Source organism: Bacteroides faecichinchillae JCM 17102 (assembly GCF_000614145.1).
Classification (GTDB): Bacteria; Bacteroidota; Bacteroidia; order Bacteroidales; family Bacteroidaceae; genus Bacteroides; species Bacteroides faecichinchillae.
In genome coordinates, this window is record NZ_BAKK01000048.1 from 1 (window position 1) to 21,694 (window position 21,694).

General features: G+C 38.5%; 9 protein-coding genes and 3 pseudogenes. 5 read left to right on the top strand and 7 right to left on the bottom strand.

What is annotated here, in order from left to right:
• Positions 1-48 precede the first annotated feature (48 nt).
• The 3 genes and pseudogenes from JCM17102_RS17705 (at position 49) to JCM17102_RS28295 (ending at position 5,785) form a co-directional block, all read left to right on the top strand.
• Entirely contained in the window at positions 49-1,236 is a 1,188-nt protein-coding gene (locus JCM17102_RS17705; protein WP_025076113.1) for a glycoside hydrolase family 76 protein, read from the top strand.
• Between the two features lie 112 nt (positions 1,237-1,348).
• Positions 1,349-3,387, top strand: a pseudogene (locus JCM17102_RS28290) (beta-L-arabinofuranosidase domain-containing protein).
• 446 nt (positions 3,388-3,833) lie between these two features.
• Positions 3,834-5,785, top strand: a pseudogene (locus tag JCM17102_RS28295) (glycoside hydrolase family 97 protein).
• Positions 5,786-5,869: 84 nt separating this feature from the next.
• Here JCM17102_RS28295 and JCM17102_RS17720 read toward each other — a convergent pair.
• Positions 5,870-7,189 carry a Gfo/Idh/MocA family protein gene (locus JCM17102_RS17720; protein WP_025076114.1) on the bottom strand — a complete coding sequence of 440 codons (1,320 nt, stop codon included), beginning with the start codon at positions 7,187-7,189 and terminating at the stop codon, positions 5,870-5,872.
• Positions 7,190-7,525: 336 nt separating this feature from the next.
• Here JCM17102_RS17720 and JCM17102_RS17725 point away from each other — a divergent pair, with 336 nt between their 5' ends.
• The gene (locus JCM17102_RS17725) at positions 7,526-8,647 is read left to right on the top strand and encodes a glycoside hydrolase family 43 protein (RefSeq protein ID WP_025076115.1); all 1,122 of its coding nucleotides are present in this window, start codon (positions 7,526-7,528) and stop codon (positions 8,645-8,647) included.
• Between the two features lie 172 nt (positions 8,648-8,819).
• Here the strand turns inward: JCM17102_RS17725 and JCM17102_RS30745 are convergent, their stop codons facing one another.
• Both JCM17102_RS30745 and JCM17102_RS17735 read right to left on the bottom strand, forming a co-directional pair.
• Positions 8,820-8,984, bottom strand: coding sequence for a hypothetical protein (locus JCM17102_RS30745; protein ID WP_159106357.1), 165 nt, complete (start codon positions 8,982-8,984; stop codon positions 8,820-8,822).
• A 333-nt stretch (positions 8,985-9,317) separates the two neighbouring features.
• On the bottom strand, positions 9,318-13,577 hold the full coding sequence (locus tag JCM17102_RS17735; protein ID WP_025076117.1) for a glycoside hydrolase family 2 TIM barrel-domain containing protein: 4,260 nt from the start codon (positions 13,575-13,577) through the stop codon (positions 9,318-9,320).
• A gap of 257 nt (positions 13,578-13,834) precedes the next feature.
• Between JCM17102_RS17735 and JCM17102_RS17740 the strand changes: the two genes are divergently transcribed.
• Positions 13,835-15,601, top strand: a complete 1,767-nt coding sequence (locus JCM17102_RS17740) for a glycoside hydrolase family 2 protein (RefSeq protein WP_025076118.1) — start codon at positions 13,835-13,837, stop codon at positions 15,599-15,601.
• 197 nt (positions 15,602-15,798) lie between these two features.
• On the opposite strand, the gene JCM17102_RS17745 is transcribed toward JCM17102_RS17740, so the two are convergent.
• From JCM17102_RS17745 to JCM17102_RS17760, 4 genes and pseudogenes are all read right to left on the bottom strand, one after another.
• The gene (locus tag JCM17102_RS17745; protein WP_025076119.1) at positions 15,799-17,940 is read right to left on the bottom strand and encodes a S46 family peptidase; all 2,142 of its coding nucleotides are present in this window, start codon (positions 17,938-17,940) and stop codon (positions 15,799-15,801) included.
• 110 nt (positions 17,941-18,050) lie between these two features.
• Positions 18,051-19,406: a TIGR00341 family protein gene (locus JCM17102_RS17750; RefSeq protein WP_025076120.1), complete on the bottom strand. Its 1,356-nt coding sequence runs from the start codon at positions 19,404-19,406 to the stop codon at positions 18,051-18,053.
• A 2-nt stretch (positions 19,407-19,408) separates the two neighbouring features.
• Positions 19,409-20,853: pseudogene (locus JCM17102_RS28300) on the bottom strand (lipopolysaccharide biosynthesis protein).
• A gap of 32 nt (positions 20,854-20,885) precedes the next feature.
• Positions 20,886-21,668, bottom strand: a complete 783-nt coding sequence (locus tag JCM17102_RS17760; RefSeq protein ID WP_025076121.1) for a carboxylesterase family protein — start codon at positions 21,666-21,668, stop codon at positions 20,886-20,888.
• Positions 21,669-21,694: the final 26 nt, after the last annotated feature.

The following is a 21,694-nucleotide window of genomic DNA, read 5'->3' on the forward strand; positions in this document are numbered from 1 at the left end:
CCGTTATCCGAAATTAAACTTTGAATTTTAATATATATTTAATATAATATGAAATCACTGTGCCTTTTATTAAACGTTGTATGTATAGCATCACTCTCCAGTTGTGTCTCAACAAAACAAGCAGAACCTAATTTAAATTTGGAGAGAGCTCAACAAACATTGGATTCTCTTTATCAAAATTATAGTGCAACCAATACTTGCTTACTTCGTGAAAACTATCCTTTCAACGAAAATCATAAAGTGACCTACTTAGCGTCGGAAGAGCAAGCAAATATACCTAATCAATATTCTTATTTGTGGCCTTACTCGGGTACATTTTCAGCAGTTAATGCTTTATTAGAGACCACCCAAGATAAGAAATACTTAAAGTTATTGGAGAAACAGGTATTACCGGGATTAGAAGAATATTTTGATACCAAACGGACTCCAAATGCATACGCATCTTATATACGGACTGCTCCTACTTCAGATCGCTTTTACGATGATAATATCTGGCTAGGTATTGATTTTACTGATACTTATCAAATTACAAAAGATCCCAAATATCTGGATAAAGCCAAATTAATATGGGAATTCATTGAAAGTGGAACAGATAGTTTACTGGGTGGAGGTATCTATTGGTGCGAGCAAAAGAAAGGATCTAAAAATACGTGTTCTAATGCACCCGGTTCTGTTTATGCATTAAAACTATTCAAAGCAACTAATGACAGCGCCTATTTTAAGAAAGGTAAAGAGTTATACGAATGGACACAAAAGAATCTGCAAGATTCAACAGATTATCTTTATTATGATAATGTACGCCTTGATGGAAAAATAGGAAAAGCTAAATTTGCTTACAACAGCGGTCAAATGATGCAATCAGCTGCTTTATTATATCAATTAACCAAAAATCCCGCTTATTTAAAAGATGCTCAAAACATAGCTAAAGCGTGTCATAACTATTTCTTCACAGACTTTATTCCTTCTACAGGAACACCTTTTAAAATGATAAAGAAAGGAGATATATGGTTTACTGCTGTTATGCTTAGAGGATTTATCGAACTATATAATACAGATAATAATAAAACCTATATCGACGATTTCAACAAAAGCTTATCTTATGCGTGGGACAATGCTCGGGATGAGAAAGGCTTATTCAATACAGACTTAAGTGGTAATAACAAAGATGACAAAAAATGGTTATTAACACAAGCAGCCATAGTAGAAATGTATGGACGTCTTGCCGCTATTAAATAAGAAATTTAATTATGAGAATAAGGTAGGGATGTTAGACAAAAGATGATTGTCTATTATCAACCAATAATTTTATATAGAAAAAACAGAAGATAACATATTAAAAAAATAGATTATGATTACGTATAAGGTATTAAGATTGTTTTTCCTATTTATGAGTATTATCTGCTACTCCAACTTATGGAGTAGCGAACTTCAACCTCGGCAACAACACAATCACTATATAAATAATCGCTACCCTCTACAACGTAAGGCTTTTATTGAACTTCCATTAGGAAGCATTAAAGCCAAAGGATGGTTACAAGAAATGCTAATACGCCAAAAGAATGGGACAACAGGGCATATGGACGAACTTTATCCGCAAGTTATGGGGAGCCGCAATGGATGGCTGGGAGGAGACGGAGACCAATGGGAAAGGGGCCCTTATTGGATTGACGGGCTTCTTCCATTAGCCTACATCCTGAATGATCAGGAACTAAAAAACAAAGTACAACCTTGGGTAGAATGGGCCTTAAAAAGCAACGTGAAGATGGATTTTTCGGACCGCAGAAAGATTATCCCGGAGAACAGGGGCTCCAACGTAACAATTCTCACGACTGGTGGCCTAGAATGGTAGTTCTGAAGATTTTGCAACAATATTATTCTGCTACCAATGACCAACGGATACTCTCATTCATGAGCCGTTATTTCCAATATCAATTAAAGACCTTACCAGAAAAACGCTTGGGACACTGGAGTTTCTGGGCAGAATTTCGTGCTTGTGATAATCTACAAGCTGTATATTGGTTATATAATCTCACAGGAGAACCATTCTTATTAGATTTAGGCAAGTTAATCCACAGCCAAAGTTTCAGCTTTGTAGATATGGTGCAACGGGGGGATTTGAAGAGAATTAATACGATTCATTGCGTGAACCTGGCTCAGGGTATTAAAGAACCGATTATCTACTACCAGCAAGAACCGGACAAGAAATATATTAATACTGTAAAAGAAGCTTTTAAAGATATCCGTCAATTCCATGGACAACCACAAGGGATGTACGGTGGAGATGAAGCACTGCATGGTAATTGTCCTACTCAGGGTTCTGAATTATGTTCTGCTGTTGAGTTGATGTATTCTTTGGAGAGGATGATGGAAATTACCGGTGATATTGACTTTGCAGACCATCTGGAAAGGATTGCTTTTAACGCTCTGCCAACACAGATATCAGACGATTTCATGACTAAGCAATACTTCCAACAAGCTAATCAAGTAATGATAAGCCGCCACCGAAGAAACTTCGATCAGGAACATGGAGGAACTGACTTGACTTTCGGAATATTGACCGGATATCCATGTTGCGCTTCTAATATGCACCAAGGATGGCCCAAGTTTACACAGAACTTATGGTATGCAACTCCAGATAATGGACTTGCAGTGATGGCTTATTCTCCTTCTGAAGTAACCGCTAAAGTGGGCGATGATTGTGTAGTGACTATCAGTGAAGATACTTATTATCCAATGGATGATAAAATAAGTTTTACCATCCAGGAGATAAAAAACAAGAAAAAAGAAACTACTTTTCCTCTCTATCTGCGTATACCCAAATGGTGTAAAAAGGCAGAGATATGTATCAATGGAAAACCGGATCAATCTGCTGAAGGAGGAAAGATGGTAATCATCAATCGCACATGGACCAAAGAAGACCGAATCGACCTACATCTCCCAATGGATATTTCAACTAGTACCTGGTATGAAAATGCTGTAGCAATAGAAAGAGGTCCATTGGTATATGCGCTTAAGATGGAGGAAAAATGGGAGAAAAAGGAATTTAACGAGCCTTGGTATGGTCCTTATTATTATCAGGTAACCTCATCAGAACCTTGGAATTATGGACTTATTAGCTTTGACCGTAATAAAGTGAATGAGGTTGCAAAGATAAATATAGATCCGGCTAAACAAAAATCAGAATTTCCCTGGAATACAGAGAATGCACCTATTGAAATTAAAATGAAAGCGAGAATTATACCGACCTGGCAACTTTATAATGAAATGGCTGGTCCTCAACCTTTCTCATTCTGTAGTGGTGCCGAAGGGACTGAAAAGGAGATTACATTGATTCCTTATGGATGTACAACACTTAGAATTTCAGAGTTTCCTATCGTAGGAAAATAAAAATGATATAGAAGAGTGTTCCGGATGAAAAATTAAACTCATCCGGAACTTTTCTGAGTTGTTACTCTATTCATTAATAGAAATGGGGAAATTTTATAGCCGCAACGCTGACGAAGTTACTAACTTGACACAAAATATTTCCGATATCTTTTTGCCTGCATAAATAGAGAACCTTCTCATATACAAATTAAAATGTAAATACAATCATGGTAAGAGGTTTTGGTATAGGATTCTTTGGAGGAATGTCATTTGTAGAAGAATAAACTCTTTTTCGAGAAATGGGATATAATGAGTAATGCTGAAAATTCTAAGTGATGAATTTTATTACTTCAAGAGTTATTTTTTAGGAATGGAGAATAATATGCAAAATTAAAATACTTATATTTGCAAATGTTGCAACACAAAACATCAAACATTGAATATTACACCATAACAATCTAACAAAAATGAAAAAGTATTTCCTTTTATCCTTATTCGCCTGTTACTTATCATTAAGTGCACAGGCACAAAAAAATTTGGAACTGGTTTCTCCCAATGGAGATATTAAAGTATCCGTTCGTCTTGCCGATAAAATCTATTATGATGTATCTTGTAATAATGAGGTTTTATTGAAAGACAACTCACTACAGCTTAAGCTGAAAAACCAAACTTTAGGAGAGCAACCTAAGCTAGCAGGACAGAAACGAGCTAGTATTAAAGAAGAATTGACTCCTATCGTACCGTTAAAGTATTCATCTGTAAACAACGAATACAACCAACTTCTGCTTAATCTCAAAGGTAACTATTCCGTAGAATTCCGCGCATTCAACGACGGAATCGCTTATCGTTTCATCACTCGACAGAAGGGAGATATCGAAGTATTCGGAGAAGATTTTTCATTGCAATTCCCTGCAGATTATTTGTTACACTTACAACAACCGGGAGGATATAAGACTGCTTATGAAGAGCCTTACACACACGTTACAAGCCAATCATGGCAACCTTCAGACAAAAGATCTGTGCTCCCAATACTCATTGATACAAGGAAATCTTATAAAATTCTGATCAGTGAATCCGATTTATCAGATTATCCTTGTATGTTCTTGCAAGGTACAGGGAAAAACGGTGTAACTTCTACTTTCCCTAAAGTACCCCTTGAATTCGGTGATGATGGAGACCGTAGTCTCAAAATCCTGAAAGAAGCAGATTATATTGCAAAGACTAAAGGTCAACGAAATTTTCCATGGCGTTATTTTGTGATTACAAAGGATGATAAGCAGATATTAGAAAATACAATGACCTATAAATTGGCTACCAAAAACCAGTTGCAGGATGTATCATGATAAAACCGGGACAAGTAAGCTGGGAATGGTGGAACGGAGCTACTCCTTATGGACAGGATGTGACATTTAAAGCAGGCTGTAACCTGGAAACATACAAATACTTTATTGACTTTGCATCTAAGTTCGGTATTCCTTATATTATAATGGATGAAGGTTGGGCAAAAAGTACTCGTGACCCTTATACTCCTAATCCGGATGTAGACCTTCATGAATTGATCCGTTACGGAAAAGAAAAGAATGTAGGTATTGTTTTATGGCTGACATGGTTAGTAGTAGAGAATAATTTCGATCTATTTAAAACATTCAATGAATGGGGAGTAAAAGGAGTAAAAATCGACTTTATGGACCGTAGCGACCAATGGATGGTGAACTTTTATGAACGAGTTGCTCAAGAGGCAGCCAAACATCATTTATTTGTTGATTTCCATGGCTCATTTAAACCGGCAGGTTTGGAATATAAATATCCGAACGTGTTATCTTACGAAGGAGTGAGAGGTATGGAACAAATGGGTGGTTGTGTACCGGATAATAGTGTTTATCTCCCTTTCATGAGAAATGCAGTAGGCCCCATGGACTATACTCCGGGAGCTATGATCAGCATGCAACCAAATATTTACCGTTCTGAACGTCCAAACTCAGCAAGTATCGGTACACGTGCTTACCAGATGGCTCTGTTTGTTATCTTCGAAAGTGGATTGCAGATGTTGGCAGATAACCCTACTTTATACTATCGTAATGAAGATTGTACACGTTTCATTACTCAGGTTCCTGTTACTTGGGATGAAACAGTTGCTCTGGATGCAAAAGTAGGTGAATACGTAATTGTAGCCAAACGTAAAGGAGAAAAATGGTACATCGGTGGAATGACCAATAATAAAGAGAATGAAAGACAGTTTGAAATTAACCTTGACTTCCTGAAAGATAATAAAACTTATCGTCTTACTTCATTTGAGGACGGTGTCAATGCAGGACGTCAGGCAATGGATTACCGGATTAATTCTTCAAACGTTAAGAAAGGGCAGAAAATTTCTGTTAAGATGGCTAGAAACGGAGGATTTGCAGCTGTTTTGGAATAAGTCATTTGGTATTTGATCACAATAGATTATAAAAAAAACTACGGCAACATATATTCCCGTAGTTTTTATTTTGCATTAGAAGTATTATTCCAAAGTGTATGGTTTACGATAATCATAATGAAGCTTCTTTGTCGCTTCCGGATCGTTTACAAATTTTTGTACGATAGGATTCCATTGTAGAGGTCTATTAAGCTCATAGGCAATGTTACCCAATGTACATACTGTACAAGAGCTATGTCCTACTTCAACAGGAACATTCGGATCACGACGTGAACGAATACAATCAATGAAGATTTGATAATGCGGTACATTCGTTTCATAAACAGCCTTTTCATCGACCTTTTTAGGCATAAATTCAGGAGAAGAAGCAAGGAACTCACCACGACAAACTTGAATCCAACCATTTTCACCGATAATCTTGATTCCTTGTTTACCACCATCAAACTTTTGTTGTGTCATTTCGATACCGTTATCATAACGGAAAGTAAGACAGTCATAAGGACTTGCTGACGGTGGAAGAATCTCCACTGGGCCAGAGCCATCTTTTCCAATAGCCCATTGGCCGATATCGAACATATGCGCTCCCCAGTCAGTCGTGTAACCACCACCCATTCCTTGATACCAACGCCATGCTCCCCAGCATTCATCACTTCCATTTTCGTTGAGCAATGGGTTTAATTCATGATTGTAATGCCATTTTGTATCCAAAGGACCGAGCCATAAGTCCCAGTCAAGTCCTTTTGGAACTTCTTGCTTCGGCAAATCATATGGTTTTGGCCCATCTCCCACATGAGCTTTCATAAGTGATATTTTACCCAACATACCTTCGCGGGCAACATTGGCGGCATGGATGAATTCATTCATGGAACGTTGCATGCTACCGACCTGCAAAATTCGGGCATTCTCACGAACAGCTTTAACAAGTTGTTGTCCTTCATAAATGGTGAACGTAAGCGGTTTTTCGATATATATATCTTTTCCAGCACGACAAGCGGCAATTGCCATTAATGCATGTTGATGGTCAGGACTTGCAATAACTACAGCGTCAATATCCTTGCGGGCAAGAAGTTCCTCGTAGTGGATATACATGTCCAGCTTGTTCTTGATACCTTTATCTGCATAATACTTATTCACGCGGTTTTGGAAACGGTCACGTTTGATGTCATAAACATCACAACCGGCCACAATACGTACATCAGGAATAGTAATGAAACCTGACATGAGATGAATTGCCTGTTGTCCCAGACCGATGAAACCGACATTAATTTTATCGTTTGCCTCAGTTTTTTTAGATTTTCCAGAAACCGGTACTGGGGTAGCAGACGCTGACCAGGGTGCAATTAAAGAAGAAAGTCCAATTGCTGATAATCGCAAGAAGTCTTTTCGAGTCATTTTAGAGCTCATGTTATCTACTAGTTTTTTAAGGTTAAAAATAAGAGTAATTAGAAATTGGTCTAAAGTTATATGTTTTTTTTAGAATACATAAAAATAGATGCTTTTTTATGAGATAACCGAAAAGAATTAATTGTTTTCACTGCTATTGGATTATGTATAGCACTCAACCAAAACGATTATTAGTACATCAAGAATCCAAACACATGCATCTGTCTGCCCTCTAGATGATAGAATTCGTTGAATTATTAGCATGAAAGAGATAAAATTATTACTTTTGAACATTTTCCGGCTATAAAGTAATAAAACTCCTGACTAATTTAAACAATATAACTTAGACAAATAAAGATGAGAAAGGTTAACAAATTCGCAATCTGGGCATTTGCTCTGTCAAGCTTACTGCTTTCTTCTTGCGTGACGAAGGTAAAAGAAAATCAATCCCAACCGACAGTATCCATAAATCCGCTATCGGTAAAGTTTGGAGATCCTTATGTATTATTGGCTTCAGACGGTATGTATTATATGTATGGAACCGGTGGTGGAGCTGTAGATGGCTTTAGTGTATATTCCTCGCCTGATTTGGTGAACTGGAAGGATGAAGGACAAGTTTACCGGGGTAACATCGAAGGTTCATGGGCAGTAGCTAACTTCTGGGCACCGGAAGTATATGAACGAAATGGTAAGTTTTACATGCTGTTCAGTGCAGACTGGAAAGTAAACCCAACAAAAGAATTGGAGAATTTTCGTATTGGGGTAGCTGTAGCCGACAAACCGACTGGTCCCTTTAAAGAACTTTCTTCAGCTCCTCTGTTCGACCCTGGCTATCCTGCAATTGATGGTAATCTGATAGATACCGAAGACGGGCGTACCTTTCTGTATTATTCCCGTTGCTGCTATAAGAACCCAGTAGAAAGTGAGATTGCAGAACAAGCAAAAAAAGAAGGTAAATTTGATGAAATAGAAGAAAGCTGGATTTATGGTATTGAGGTAAAACCTGATTTAACAGGGGTAATTGGTGAACCGATCCTGTTGCTCCGTCCACCATTAAAATTGGATGATAAGCAATCCGAATGGGAAAGCCGTTCAGTAACTACCGGAGAGGTGAACCGCCGCTGGTCGGAAGGTCCTTATACCTTTAAGAAAGGGGACACTTATTATATGATGTATTCGGCTAATTATTTCGGGGGAAAGAATTATGCAGTAGGTTATGCTACCTCCAAGAACCCACTCGGCCCATTTATCAAATCGCCTGATAACCCGGTGTTGGAAAAGAACATAGAAAAAGGCGGTATTGTGACAGGTACCGGACACAACAGTGCTACCTGGTCGAAAGATGGTAAACAGATGTATTGCGTTTATCATGGCCGCACGGAAAAAACAGGAAATGAGCGCGTGGTATTTATCGACAAAATGGGTGTGGATGAAAATGGACGACTGTATGTCGAGGGCCCTACCACTGCACCAGAATAAATTACGTAATCCTGTTTTAACCCAGCAATAGAATTCCCCGGAATTGCTTCAACTCCATCAAACTTTATTTCGAGAAGGTCACTTTTTGATGGCAACATCCTTCCATAGTATTGAGATAGACCATCTCTCGTATATTGAAGGAGATAATATTTATGATGCAATTTCGGGGAAATCATTTAAATAAAAAACAGAGAAATCCAAACCATAGTACATCATCACCACTAATAGGAATAGCAATGACTTTAGTCAATAACGTATTACTTTCTTGAAGAAATATTTCATTATTACAAACACCTTTATTTTCATCCTTACATGCATAAGGAATGCCTTTATCCATCACTGTTTTGTTTTTCCTTGCTCTAAGGATTAAGTTCCATTCCAAATCAACAGTCTATCCTCATTAAGAAATATACGAAAGGTTTAATTCATTTCATTAGCGCAAGTTTAACCTATCAAATAAAATTAATGTTAATCAATTGTTTATTTTAAGGAAATGGAAACCTCAAATTTCCATTTGTTATGCATCAAGGTATTTAGTTGTATATTAAAGCATTAGCAACCTGGTTATCAGGCATTAATAATCAGTGTGGCAAATATATATGCCAGCATGGTGGAGCTATATACTCACTATGCTGGGCATAATATATGGACACAACTAATAAGTAGGCTGTTACTCTTCTACCAGAATTTCTAACTCTGCTACAGCAGCCCGTTTATCATCTTTAGTACAAGCAGACAAAGCCTGAAGTTTCACATAACTTGCAGAACGCGGAGCAAACTCAACTTTCTGTGTATCTTTAGAGTCAGTAAAAGTGCCTGAAGCAACAGCTTTCCCCCACTCTTTTCCATCACGACTCACATATACTTCATATTTGGCTATCCGTCCTTCCGACGAGTCTTGGCGAGGCGTATATTTAATACCTTTTATCTTCATCTCCTTAGACAGGTTCATTTGTATTTCATGAGGATAAGGAGCCAGATAGAACTGATTGTGTACCGTATGCCAATAAGTATTGATATTGCCGTCAGCAGCCAACTTCATGCTATCGTCCGCATCACTGTCTACATATATTACCCGCTGTTTGCTTCCAGATACTCCTGACAGGTTTTTAGTAACATTGACATTTAATTCGGCAACCGAAGCCCAGTTTCTGCCAAACAATTCGGATAAAGCAACCAACTTGAAGTAACGCGCAACAATAGGTTTCTCCAATCGTACAATTTGTGACGAAGAAGAGTTCTCAAAAGCACCTTTGGACTTATTTCCCCAAGTCTTACCATCTGTACTGAAATAAAGCTCATAGTCCTTGATACGACCATTCTCTGAATTGCGTGGTTGATAGATGAACTGATCTATTTCAAGCAAAGAAGCCATATCTACAATGATCTCATGCGGATGCTTGGCTTCATTCTCACTCCAACGGGTATGCCAAATCGTATTCGGATCTCCATCAATTGCATTTTTCGCTTCTTCTCCCTTATTTTCACTGCTGACAGTAACAATCTTCCAGCCTGAGCGATCTACATAAATAGGAAATTCAGCAGACGTGACCATACTTTTGCCCAGATTCTCTGAAACAGCATACGCTTGTACCTTACCACCGGAGATTAATTCGATAGCTCCCGCATATTCCTTATACTTTTCTCCATTCAAGCTATAATAAATCTTAGCTCCCGGGGTACTTGTTTTCAGATTCAGGTAACCGTCATTGTCCCGCTCAATTAGAACAGGCATAGATACTGGCATCCGCACACGTGCTTTTTTAGCCAATTCATCTTTTAAATAACTTCTTTCCAAAGGCAACATCATAAAGCTGAACACTGTTGGCTGAGAGAAAAGTTCATACTTTCTCATCGGACCGGGACCGCAGCTGGCATTACCCAACGGACGGGTTGCAGCATCCAGACAAAGAACTGTTTCTTTTCTTACAGGCACTTCATACCGATGATGTAACTTTCTAAGATCATTAGGATCAACCATATCCTGTGCTCTTGCATGCAAAGCAGTAGCCGACATCTTATCCCCAGCAACAAATACAAAACCTATCCCATTCGGATTCGTTATAGAAATCCAACGTACATCTTCATGATTACCCATTTCCTGTGATCTGATATAATTCAACCACTTATTGGATACCTGATCATCATAGATACCTACATAAGAAGCATCTTTACGATCTACATAATTTTCAAACGGACCACAACCAAACCAACGCATCCGTTCGAAACCTTCCGGCAATTCCAAACGATACCCCACACGAGGAATAATTTCTCCGTTCATAGTAGGAATAATTGTACTATTCACCAAAATAGAACCATCCGCAGCTACAGTATACTCAATCGTTGTCTGAAAATCAAAGCCTGATTTACCTCTATAGGTATTCTTTATTGCCAGAATCACCTTACCGTCTTCCTGACGCATTTCCCACTGACCGGGCTCCAAAGACATATTATACAGTCCTTTGCGTTGCCAATCTCCATCGACTTGTTTATCATTATCCGTAGGTGCGCGGAAAACGTTCAGTTCCAGTCCTTTGCTTATCAAAGGTACTCCATCCAACACATAAGAAGATATCGTTCCTTCTTCTTTTGAGAAAGTAGCTTCAAAACGTTCACCTTTTACGAGATAACCTTTTTCTGTCTCCGTACAACTGATTTCCCCATTTTCTGCCTTGAAAACAGGTTTCTCACTATCTGCTATTTTTATTTGTTCGGACGCCACTTCATATCCTGCTTTTTCCCAGTCAGTATCTTTCTTCTGACAGAAACTGAACTTAATGAAGTATTCAGCTCCAGGAACTTTCGTTAAGACCGGATCAACAATAGTAATAACTTTGCTTCCCTGTGCATCCAACTGCAATTCATCCAGATTTCCTGACGAGAGTACTTTTCCGTCTTCCATTATTTCATACCTTCCGTATAAATCATCCAGACCTGTATGGAATCTTTTATTGGTCACCTTATACTTACCATTTCCCAAAGCCTCAACTCTAACAGGTTGATGTATCTTTTTAACTTCCAGTGCCTTCGGTGCATAAGTACGGTCTGAGAATATAACACCGTTCGTACAAAAATTACCATCATTAGGCTTGTCACCAAAATCGCCACCAACAGCCATATAATAACCTGTACCATCAGGAGTAGGTACTTTGATACTCTGATCTACCCAATCCCAGATAAAGCCACCGATCAAAGCCGGATAGCGTTCGTATGTCTCCCAATACTCTCTGAAATTACCCATCGAATTACCCATTGCATGAGCATATTCACAAACCACATGAGGTTTCACCGCCTCACCCTTCTGTGATTTTTCCAGACGTTCTTTTCCTACATTCTCCAGCCATTCTACACTGGGATACATGTTACTAGTCACATCACAGAAAGAACTATTTCCTTCGTAGTGAGTAGGACGCGTTTTATCCAACTTCTTAACAGCTTCTTCTGCCGACTTAAAGTTGATGCCGTTACCGGATTCATTTCCCAAAGACCACATCATAATGGAAGGATGATTTCTGTATCGTCTCACCATGTCCTCACTACGCTCTGTAAAAGACTTCTTCCAAGAAGGTTCATGAGATAAAGCCATCAAACCATGACATTCTACGTTTGCTTCTGCAAGAACATAAATACCGTATCTGTCACACAAATCATAAAAATAAGGATTGTTCGGATAGTGGGAAGTACGTACGGCATTTACATTGAAAGATTTCATTAACTGCACGTCCTTCTCCATTTCTTCCTTAGAAACAGTACGTCCGTTTTCAGAACTATGGTCATGTCTATCAACCCCCTTAAACAAGGTTGTTTTACCATTGATCAACATCTGACCGTCACTGGTAAATTCTATTTTACGGAAGCCCACCTTCACATTACGAATATCCGTTGTTTTACCTTTCCGGATCAGAGAGATAGATAAGTTATACAGATTAGGAGTTTCAGCCGTCCATTTCAGCGGATTCATCACCTCAAATTCAATATGATTGGTTCCGATTTGAGCACGCGTAGTCTGTTTGGCGATTTCTTTTCCATTTAGATCCATCAGTTTAACATGAATCTCATCACTACTCTTTTTGCCGGTAACTTCTACGTCCAAATTAACGGTGGCATTTCTAAATTCTTTGTCCAGATCGGTCGTGAAAAAGAAGTCTCTAATCTGAGTCTTCGGTGCTGACCACAAGAAAACATCTCTAAAGATACCACTAAAACGCCAAAAGTCCTGACACTCCAGAAAACTACCATCTGTAAAACGATAAACCTCAACAGCAAGTATATTCTTACCATCCTTCAGATAAGGAGTCAAATTAAATTCGGCAGGCAGATAACTATCTTCGGAATAGCCAACTTTCTTACCGTTCACCCAGATATAGAATCCGGCTTCTACTCCATTAAAACGAATAAAAACATCACGTCCCTTCCAAGAATCTGGTAAGGTAAACTCCCGACGGTAACTACCTACCGGATTAGGCATAGTAGCAAATGTATAATCAGAAGGACGGGGTTGAATAACGTTGGGCCACTCTACTTTACGCCAATCACAGAAAGGATAAATAACATTACAATACAGCGGCTTGTCCCAATTTTTATTGTGACGTATCGCTTCGATCTGCCAAGGAGCAGGCACTTTAATATCATCCCACCCGCTGACATCATACTCCGACCGATAGAAGTCCTGCGGTCTGTCTTTAGGATCGGCCACCCAGTGGAACTTCCATGTGCCGTTCAAAGTTTTGTAATAGGGGGATTCTTCAATGGCTAAATCCATTGCTTGTTGTTCGTTAGCAAAAGGAATAGCTATCTGACAAGCCACCTCTTTATTCACTCCCGACACATACTCATTGTTCCATTCCGGCTTATCTGTATTCTGTGCTACGACAGATAAAGGCAAAGTCAGAAATGCAATCAATGTACTGTTCATGATTTGTCGCTTCATAAAATTGATTGGTTATTTAGTTTTAATGTTTCTTCATGGTTTATGCTTTCCAGAATTTCATTCGTTTACAAATGTAGTGTTTTTTCTCGTCATTAATAATGAATTCATAATATTTATGATATATACGCTTTAAAATATAACCGGTTTATTTCTACAATGAACAGATAATGTCCTTATTTGAATAGTTTATTTCTTTTTTTCTTCTTATTAATTCCTACTTTTGCTTTTGAATGTTATAACAAACAAATTTATTAAACATGAGAAAAGCACATCTTATTTTAGTTGGCTTACTACTTTCTTTTGTAGCTAAAGCCACAAATGATATTCCTCGACCGGAATATCCCCGTCCACAGTTTGAAAGAAGCACTTGGGTTAATTTAAACGGAACCTGGACTTATGAATTCGACTCAGACAATACAGGGAACAAGCGTAACCTGCCAATGTCAAAAAGCCTCAACGGTACAATCACTGTTCCTTTCTGCCCGGAAAGCAAACTGTCCGGAGTGAATCATACAGACTTCATAAAGAAGATATGGTATCAACGTTCTTTGACCATACCTACAGATTGGAAAAACAAGAAGATTTTACTTAATTTCGGTGCTGTTGACTATGCTGCAGAGGTTTATCTCGACGGACGTATGGTCGGTTTCCATCATGGTGGAAGTACCCCTTTTCCAATAGACATTACCCAGATAGCCAAACCCGGACAAACTTATAACTTGGTAGTAGCTGCATTTGACAATCCACAGTCAGGCGTTCAGACATGTGGTAAACAATCTCTGGAAAAGTCTTCTTATGCATGCTTTTATACCCGCGTCACCGGTATCTGGCAGACTGTGTGGATGGAAGCTGTCTCTCCCTATGGACTGAAATCAGCAATTACTTCTCCGAATATCGACAATAAACAATTGACAATCACTCCACAATTCTATCAAATATCCGATGGTCAGACACTAGAAGTTACGTTATATGACGGTCAGAAAAAAGTCGCTCAACAAAAATCCAAATGTTCCAATGGCGGTGATCTGATTCTACCCGTAAAAGGCATGAAACTTTGGAGCCCTGAAAGCCCTCATTTATACGATATCATTTACCGCGTAAAAGATGCCAAAGGACAGGTTATCGACGAAGTAAAATCATACATAGGTATGCGCAAAGTTCACACAACCAACGGACAATTCTACTTAAACAATGAGCCTTACTTCCAGCGCCTGATTATGAATCAAGGCTATTATCCTGATGGGATCTGGACTGCCCCCACCGATGAGGCTCTAAAAAATGATATTCTATTAAGCAAAGCCGCTGGTTTTAATGGAGCACGTCTACATCAAAAGGTTTTCGAAGAACGGTTCCATTACTGGGCAGACAAACTTGGATTTATCACTTGGGCAGAATCACCTAACTGCGGAATGAACCCTAATAATGAGATCGCATCACGAAATTTCCTTAGCGAATGGACCGAAATGCTTGAACGGGATCGTAATCACCCTTCCATTATTACTTGGGCTCCCTTCACTATATTTAGTAACATTACACCTACATTCATACGACTCATATTTGATACACAAAAAATCACTAAAGCAATTGACCCCAGCCGACTATTCAATGATGTCACAGGCTTTCACGTCGCTACTGATATTTGGAGTATCGTAAACTATGACTCGGATGTCACACGCTTCGCATTAAAGCTGAAACCAGAAACAATTCAGGGAGAATATACCAATCAGCCTCTTTTCATTGGTGAATTTGGTGGTCTTGTTTGGGAAACATCAGAAAACAACAAAGGTACATGGGGACATGGAGGTCTGTTTACCAACGAAAATGATATCTACGAGTGTCTGGAAAAGCTGGTCAATGCAATTCAGGCTTCCGAAAAAGTTACCGGATTTTGTTACACTCAACTGACTGATATCGAACAGGAAAAAAATGGTATATACACCTATAATCGAGAGCCCAAATTAAACGTTGAACGAATCAAAGCTATCTTTGAGAAAATCCCAAGTAGGCTGACAAAGAAAAAATAAACCGGACTCATTCCTAGCATACAAATGAGCCCAGCAACATAATCCTTTTCGGATCTTTGTTGCTGGGCTCATTATTTTAGAAATTAACAAGTTTCTACTTACTCACTCTCAATATGAGGAAATCTGGATGATTTATCAACTATATAGATTCCTCTCCTAAAATGAATACTCCTCTATAAGATCTAAAAACAGCCTTTTTATCGATCTATTTTCAGTTCTCTAATCAGATTAGTAGCCTTTCCATATTTCTCTATAATGAAAAGTACATAACGGATATCTACACCAATACAACGTTGTAATTCAGGTTCAAATACAATATCACTGCTCATTGCTTCCCAATTGCCATCAAAAGCCAAACCTAGCAATTCTCCTTTGGCATTAAACATAGCACTACCAGAATTTCCTCCTGTTATATCATTATTGGAGATAAAGCAAACACTCATATCACCTTTCTCATTGGCATAACGACCAAAATCTCTGGAAGAAAACAAAGACAGTAACTCTGGCTGAATAGCAAAATCTATATCTCCGGCATGTTCTCTTACCTTCTCGGAAATGCCTTTTACTGTAGTATAATAATCGTAAGTAGCACCATCAAAAGGAGAATAACCGGCAACAGATCCAAAGCTAAGCCTCATCGTAGAATTAGCATCCGGATAAAAGTTACGATCAGCATACATGCGACGCATAGCAGCATTAAACAAACGTTCAGCTTGTTCTATCTGTTCAGATGCATCAGAAATACTCTGATTCATCTCATAATATTTCACAATTAAGTCGATACTCAAAGCAATAGCCGGGTCTTCAATCAGATTATAAGTAGTATCTTTTTCCAGAAAACGCTTCAAACCTTTGGGAGTAGTAACCAGCGAGGTAGCATACAGAGAATCTACATAAGTCTGTATATTCCCCTGATACAAGGTGTCTATTTGCGCATACATAGCCGGCAAATACCTTTTATCAACTTTAATTTGATATTCTTTCAGCATTGCAGCAAAGACCTCTTTATCGATAGATAAATCGAGATTCTCATATTTCTCCAATAATTTTTTCATCCGGCTAATTACCTGCTTCTCTTCACCTTCAAAGTCGAAGTTCAAAATTTCCAATGCAACCTGAACCAGCTCAGGACCATTAATAAATGACTCTCCGAAATAGGCCAGAGCACGATTCGTTTCACGACGCTGACTATAGCCCAACTCCAGATTCGAAAACAGTCGCAGTAACTTCTCCCTTTCTGTAGGATGTGCCTGAATCCAATCGCGAAGTGCCGCTTCTGCTTCCCGTTTCTTTTCTAATACTTTCAAATGCCGGATTGCTTTATTAGTACCGATGCTATTTTTCCAATAATTGGAGCTTTCATCGTACTTTGAAGCATATTTAATCCGAATATCCGGACGACGGTCCATTTCCCGTTTCCAAATAGTCTGTTTCACTCCACGCACATCAATCATTGCCTGATTCATTCCATTCACCATCTCTTCAATACCATATGAAGAAAGGTAACGTTCTGTACTCCCCGGATAACCAAGTGTCATACAGAAAGAGCCCTCTTTGTATCCATCCAAAGAAATCGGAGCTACATACTCCGGACAATAGGGAACGTTTTCCGGAGAATAATCTGCGGGATCATTTTCCTTATTGGCATAGATACGGAAAACACTGAAATCACCTGTATGACGTGGCCACATCCAGTTATCCGTATCCCAACCAAATTTACCTACAGAAGATGGCGGTGCAAAAACCAAACGGACATCATTAAAATCACGATAGACAGAAAGCCAAAATTCATTTCCCGCATAATAAGCATCGACAACGCCCGTCAAAGTGGAATCGTTCTTTGAAACTTCATCACTGATGACCACCATCATTGAATCGATAGCTACTTTACGTTCACTCTCCGTATTTGCATCTTTAGTTGCAGCCAGTACCCGCTTCGTAACATCCTCTGTACGAAGCAAAAAACGTACATACAATTCTGGATTCGGTAGTTCCTCCTGAAGAGTATGTGCCACGAACCCATCTTTCAGGTAATCGTGTTCTACAGAAGAATGCTGCTGAATACTACTGAATCCACAATGATGGTTAGTAAATACAAGTCCGTCTTCAGAGACTACCACTCCCGAGCAAAAGCCTCCAAAGCTGACCACTGCATCTGCCAGACAAGGTTTCTTCGGATCATATAATTTACTTACAGGCATTTTCAGACCAAGCTCTTTCATTACCCGTTTTGCCTGTTTGTTTTTTTGAAGATTTCCAAGCAACCACATTCCTTCATCAGCAGAGACACTCTGCAAACAAATAGAAAGAACTACAATTACAAATAGTTTAAGTCTCATAAGTACCAATGCTTTATTATCTTAACTACTATATTATCTTATTCACTCACACAAGCTCGATACAATAATGTTGGACCAAACTAGTTATCAACCTTTCAAACTTACGTTCACTATTCCGTAATTAACCTTAGCTTTTTTGCTTTTACCCTAGCCTTCAGCCAAGCACTAATTTTCTCTTTCTCGGCTCCCGACGGATGTCTCGAAAACTGTAAAACAGCCAATGTTACTGTATCTGTTTTCATAGAATCAATCCGTGTTTCAAGTGAATGAGAGATAGAAAGCGACGTGATAGAAGGATATAGAACTTTTAACTCCGGAACCAATGTACGGCTCATCGTATCATATTCTTTATACTGTTCAAGTGTTGTCTCCAATTTAGCTATCTTTTTCTGTTGCTCCTGAAGACGCTCTTCACTATTCTTATAAAAGTCTTCCATAACCATGGCACGAATAGAAGAAACATCTATCGCCTCATTATTCATACCCTGCAAGACAATCAGTTTCGAATTCTTCAATTGATATGCTTCCAATTTATTACGAGCAATAGCAATCGAAGCATCCGGTATTTCAGGACCAATTAAAACAACACGAATCTCTTTATGTTCATAATTGATCTTCTTATCAAGCACCTGCGTGTTTTCAAAATTCAACTGCTCATTAATGAAACGATTAGCAGCAGCTTCATACAAAGTGCTTTTAATGATACCAAACGTTAGGTACACTGCCGGGCACATCGTCAGAATAACAATCAGTACAATATACTTACGAACCGTTTTTTCACGAGTCTTATCGACAAATTCTTTCCGTTGAAAATGCATCAGACGTACACCAATATATGTAGCAAGACTAATAAAAACAGAGTTAATGAAATAAAGATAAAAGGCTCCTAAAAAATAAATCAAATTACCTGTTGCCAATCCATATCCGGCTGTACAAAGTGGCGGCATTAATGCGGTAGCAATAGCAACGCCCGGAATCACATTTCCTTTTTCTTTGGTTGAAAGAGCAACAACGCCCGCTAATCCACCGAAAAGAGCGATAAATACATCATATATCGTAGGCGAAGTACGTGCAAGCAACTCTGACTGTGAACCAGCAATTGGTGCCAGAATAAAAAATACAGTGGCAGTAGTCACACTAAATGCAGTCGTAATCAGGAAGCTTTTCAAAGAACGCTTCATCAACTCGAAATCATTCAAGCCGACAGATAATCCGACTCCCATGATAGGCCCCATAAGTGGAGATATCAACATGGCACCAATAATGACAGCAGTAGAATTAACGTTCAATCCCAAAGACGCCATAAATATAGCAAAAATAAGAATCCATAAGTTAGCCCCTTTAAACTCCACTCCTTTACGAATAGAATCCACCGTTTCCAACTCATTATCCTTGTCCTTCCTTAAGTCTAAGTAATTCTTTAAGAACGACTTAATTGCGAATTTATTACGTTCATCCGTTTTCATAATTATTTCTTCTTTATAAATCGATTAATAACAGGTATTTGATTTAATGGCAAGTCCATCTTAATAATATATGCTACGAATAACAAAAGAAGCAATGTACGGAAAGCCAGAAGTAACACAATATTGGAAATAGGTACCCATTCACCGGCAACATACAACACTAAAGCCAAACCTACATACAAAGCAATTCCACGCAAATCATAAGCTATCGGATATTTCTTTTGTCCTACAAAGTAAGAGAGAAGCATAGCTACTGTATAACCGGCAAAACCACCCCACGCACAAGCCATAAAACCGTATTTCGGTATAAATATAATATTAATTAGCACTAATACCGCACATCCTGTAAATGAGAAATAAGCTCCCCACTTGGTTTCGTCAATCAGTTTGTACCAGAAAGAAAGATTAAAGAAAATACCCATACAGATTTCGGCAACCATCACAATCGGTACGACCTTCAAACCACCCCAATAATCAGGCTTTAAGATATATTTTAATAAATCCAAATAGAACATCACAGCTAGAAATGCCAACAGCGTAAAAATAATAAAATATTTCATGGCTTTTGCATAGATCACTTTATTGTCTTTGTCTCTGCTTTCACCGAACACAAACGGTTCATAAGCATAACGGAAAGCTTGGGTAAGCATTGCCATAATCATAGCAATCTTGCTACATGCACTATAGATAGATAATTGTGTTTTCGCCCCAACCGGATCCGGATAGATATGCCGGAACATAATCTTGTCAGCCACCTGATTCAAAATACCTGCACTCCCAGAATCAGAATCGGATAAGAATAATTCAGCATTCTTTTTGCTAGGATTTTATCGAATCCTCCTCTAAATTTCAAATCGGGAATAAGCAATATCATTACTATAGATGTACATATCAAATTGAAGAGAAAAGCATAAAATACATTACTACCTCCTATTATCAAGTAATAAATCAGATTTAATACGATGTTGAGCACAATAAAGAACATCTTCAAAGCAACGAATTTAATCGGACGTTTCTTATAACGAAGATAAGCGAAAGGAATACATTGAAAAGCATCCATTGCAACTACCAACAACATCGTACCAACATACCAAGGATGGTCGACATACCCCAATGCAACTACTATGGGATGAAGAAACAGCATACAACATATAGCAAAAAGCAGCGATGTACCTCCCACCATAATGAGCACTGTAGAATATACTTTTTCCGGTTCTTCCGTCCCTTTATTTACAAAACGGAAGAATGTAGTCTCCATACCATACGTGAGAATAACCATTAACAAGGCTGTCCAAGCATATACCTCTGTTATTATCCCATATCCACCTGAAGCAGTAGACATTGCTGCTGCATAGATAGGTACTAACAAATAATTTAAAAAGCGGCCTATAATACTACTAATTCCATACAACGCAGTATCTTTAACCAATGATTTAAGTCCAGCCATGTTTACTAATGATTAGTGCCGATAAATGTTCGTTATTTCTTTTGTTTGAACAGCCATTCCATAAATCCGGGATAGGCGAATGCTGAGTCCCAACTATTATGGCCGCAACCAGGAAACTCGATATATTCCACATCTGCCCCGGCAGTTTTCAATGCTTTATATGCACCACGAGAACCTTCTACCGTCACCACATCATCGGCATCCCCATGGAAAATGCGGAATTTGATATCCTTTGCTGCCGATAAACGGTTCGGATTCACCGTACCACAAATAGGAATAGCGGCAGTAAAAATCTCCGGATAGCGGGAAACCATATCGAATGTTCCCATTGCCCCCATCGAAAGACCTACGATATAAATTCTCTTTTTATCAATTTCCGGCATGGTTAGATAAGAATCTAGTAATTCTTTAACCGCACGAAATATCGGATTCATCTCTTGTCCAACAGGCATATTGGAAGGGGTAAAAGATCTAGGACGTTCCACATATCCCCAATACTTACCTTGTGGGCATTGTGGAATAAGTATGAAAGCCGGATGTTTTTCCCTATTCACCGGATTTAAAAACATCTGTCCTCCATGAGTCAATTGTCTTTCATTATCATTTCCTCTTTCACCTGCACCATGAAGGAATAGCACCAACGGATATTTTTTACCCGGTTTCACCACTTCGGGACGAAGTAACCGATAAGGTAAAGAATCTCCCTGAGTAGAGACAAATACTTCTTTTTCATATAATTCTTTTCCATATCTCTGTTGAGCCGATAAAGAGATACTTAAAAATAAAAAAGCAATGAAAGCAGTCCATTGTTTCATAATATACAATTTAAATCATTCTCAAA

Coding starts and splice junctions, on each gene's coding strand:
- JCM17102_RS17705 (WP_025076113.1), top strand. CDS start 49: ATGAAATCACTGTGCCTTTTATTAAACGTTGTATGTATAGCATCACTC.
- JCM17102_RS17720 (WP_025076114.1), bottom strand. CDS start 7,189: ATGAGCTCTAAAATGACTCGAAAAGACTTCTTGCGATTATCAGCAATT.
- JCM17102_RS17725 (WP_025076115.1), top strand. CDS start 7,526: ATGAGAAAGGTTAACAAATTCGCAATCTGGGCATTTGCTCTGTCAAGC.
- JCM17102_RS30745 (WP_159106357.1), bottom strand. CDS start 8,984: ATGGATAAAGGCATTCCTTATGCATGTAAGGATGAAAATAAAGGTGTT.
- JCM17102_RS17735 (WP_025076117.1), bottom strand. CDS start 13,577: ATGAAGCGACAAATCATGAACAGTACATTGATTGCATTTCTGACTTTG.
- JCM17102_RS17740 (WP_025076118.1), top strand. CDS start 13,835: ATGAGAAAAGCACATCTTATTTTAGTTGGCTTACTACTTTCTTTTGTA.
- JCM17102_RS17745 (WP_025076119.1), bottom strand. CDS start 17,940: ATGAGACTTAAACTATTTGTAATTGTAGTTCTTTCTATTTGTTTGCAG.
- JCM17102_RS17750 (WP_025076120.1), bottom strand. CDS start 19,406: ATGAAAACGGATGAACGTAATAAATTCGCAATTAAGTCGTTCTTAAAG.
- JCM17102_RS17760 (WP_025076121.1), bottom strand. CDS start 21,668: ATGAAACAATGGACTGCTTTCATTGCTTTTTTATTTTTAAGTATCTCT.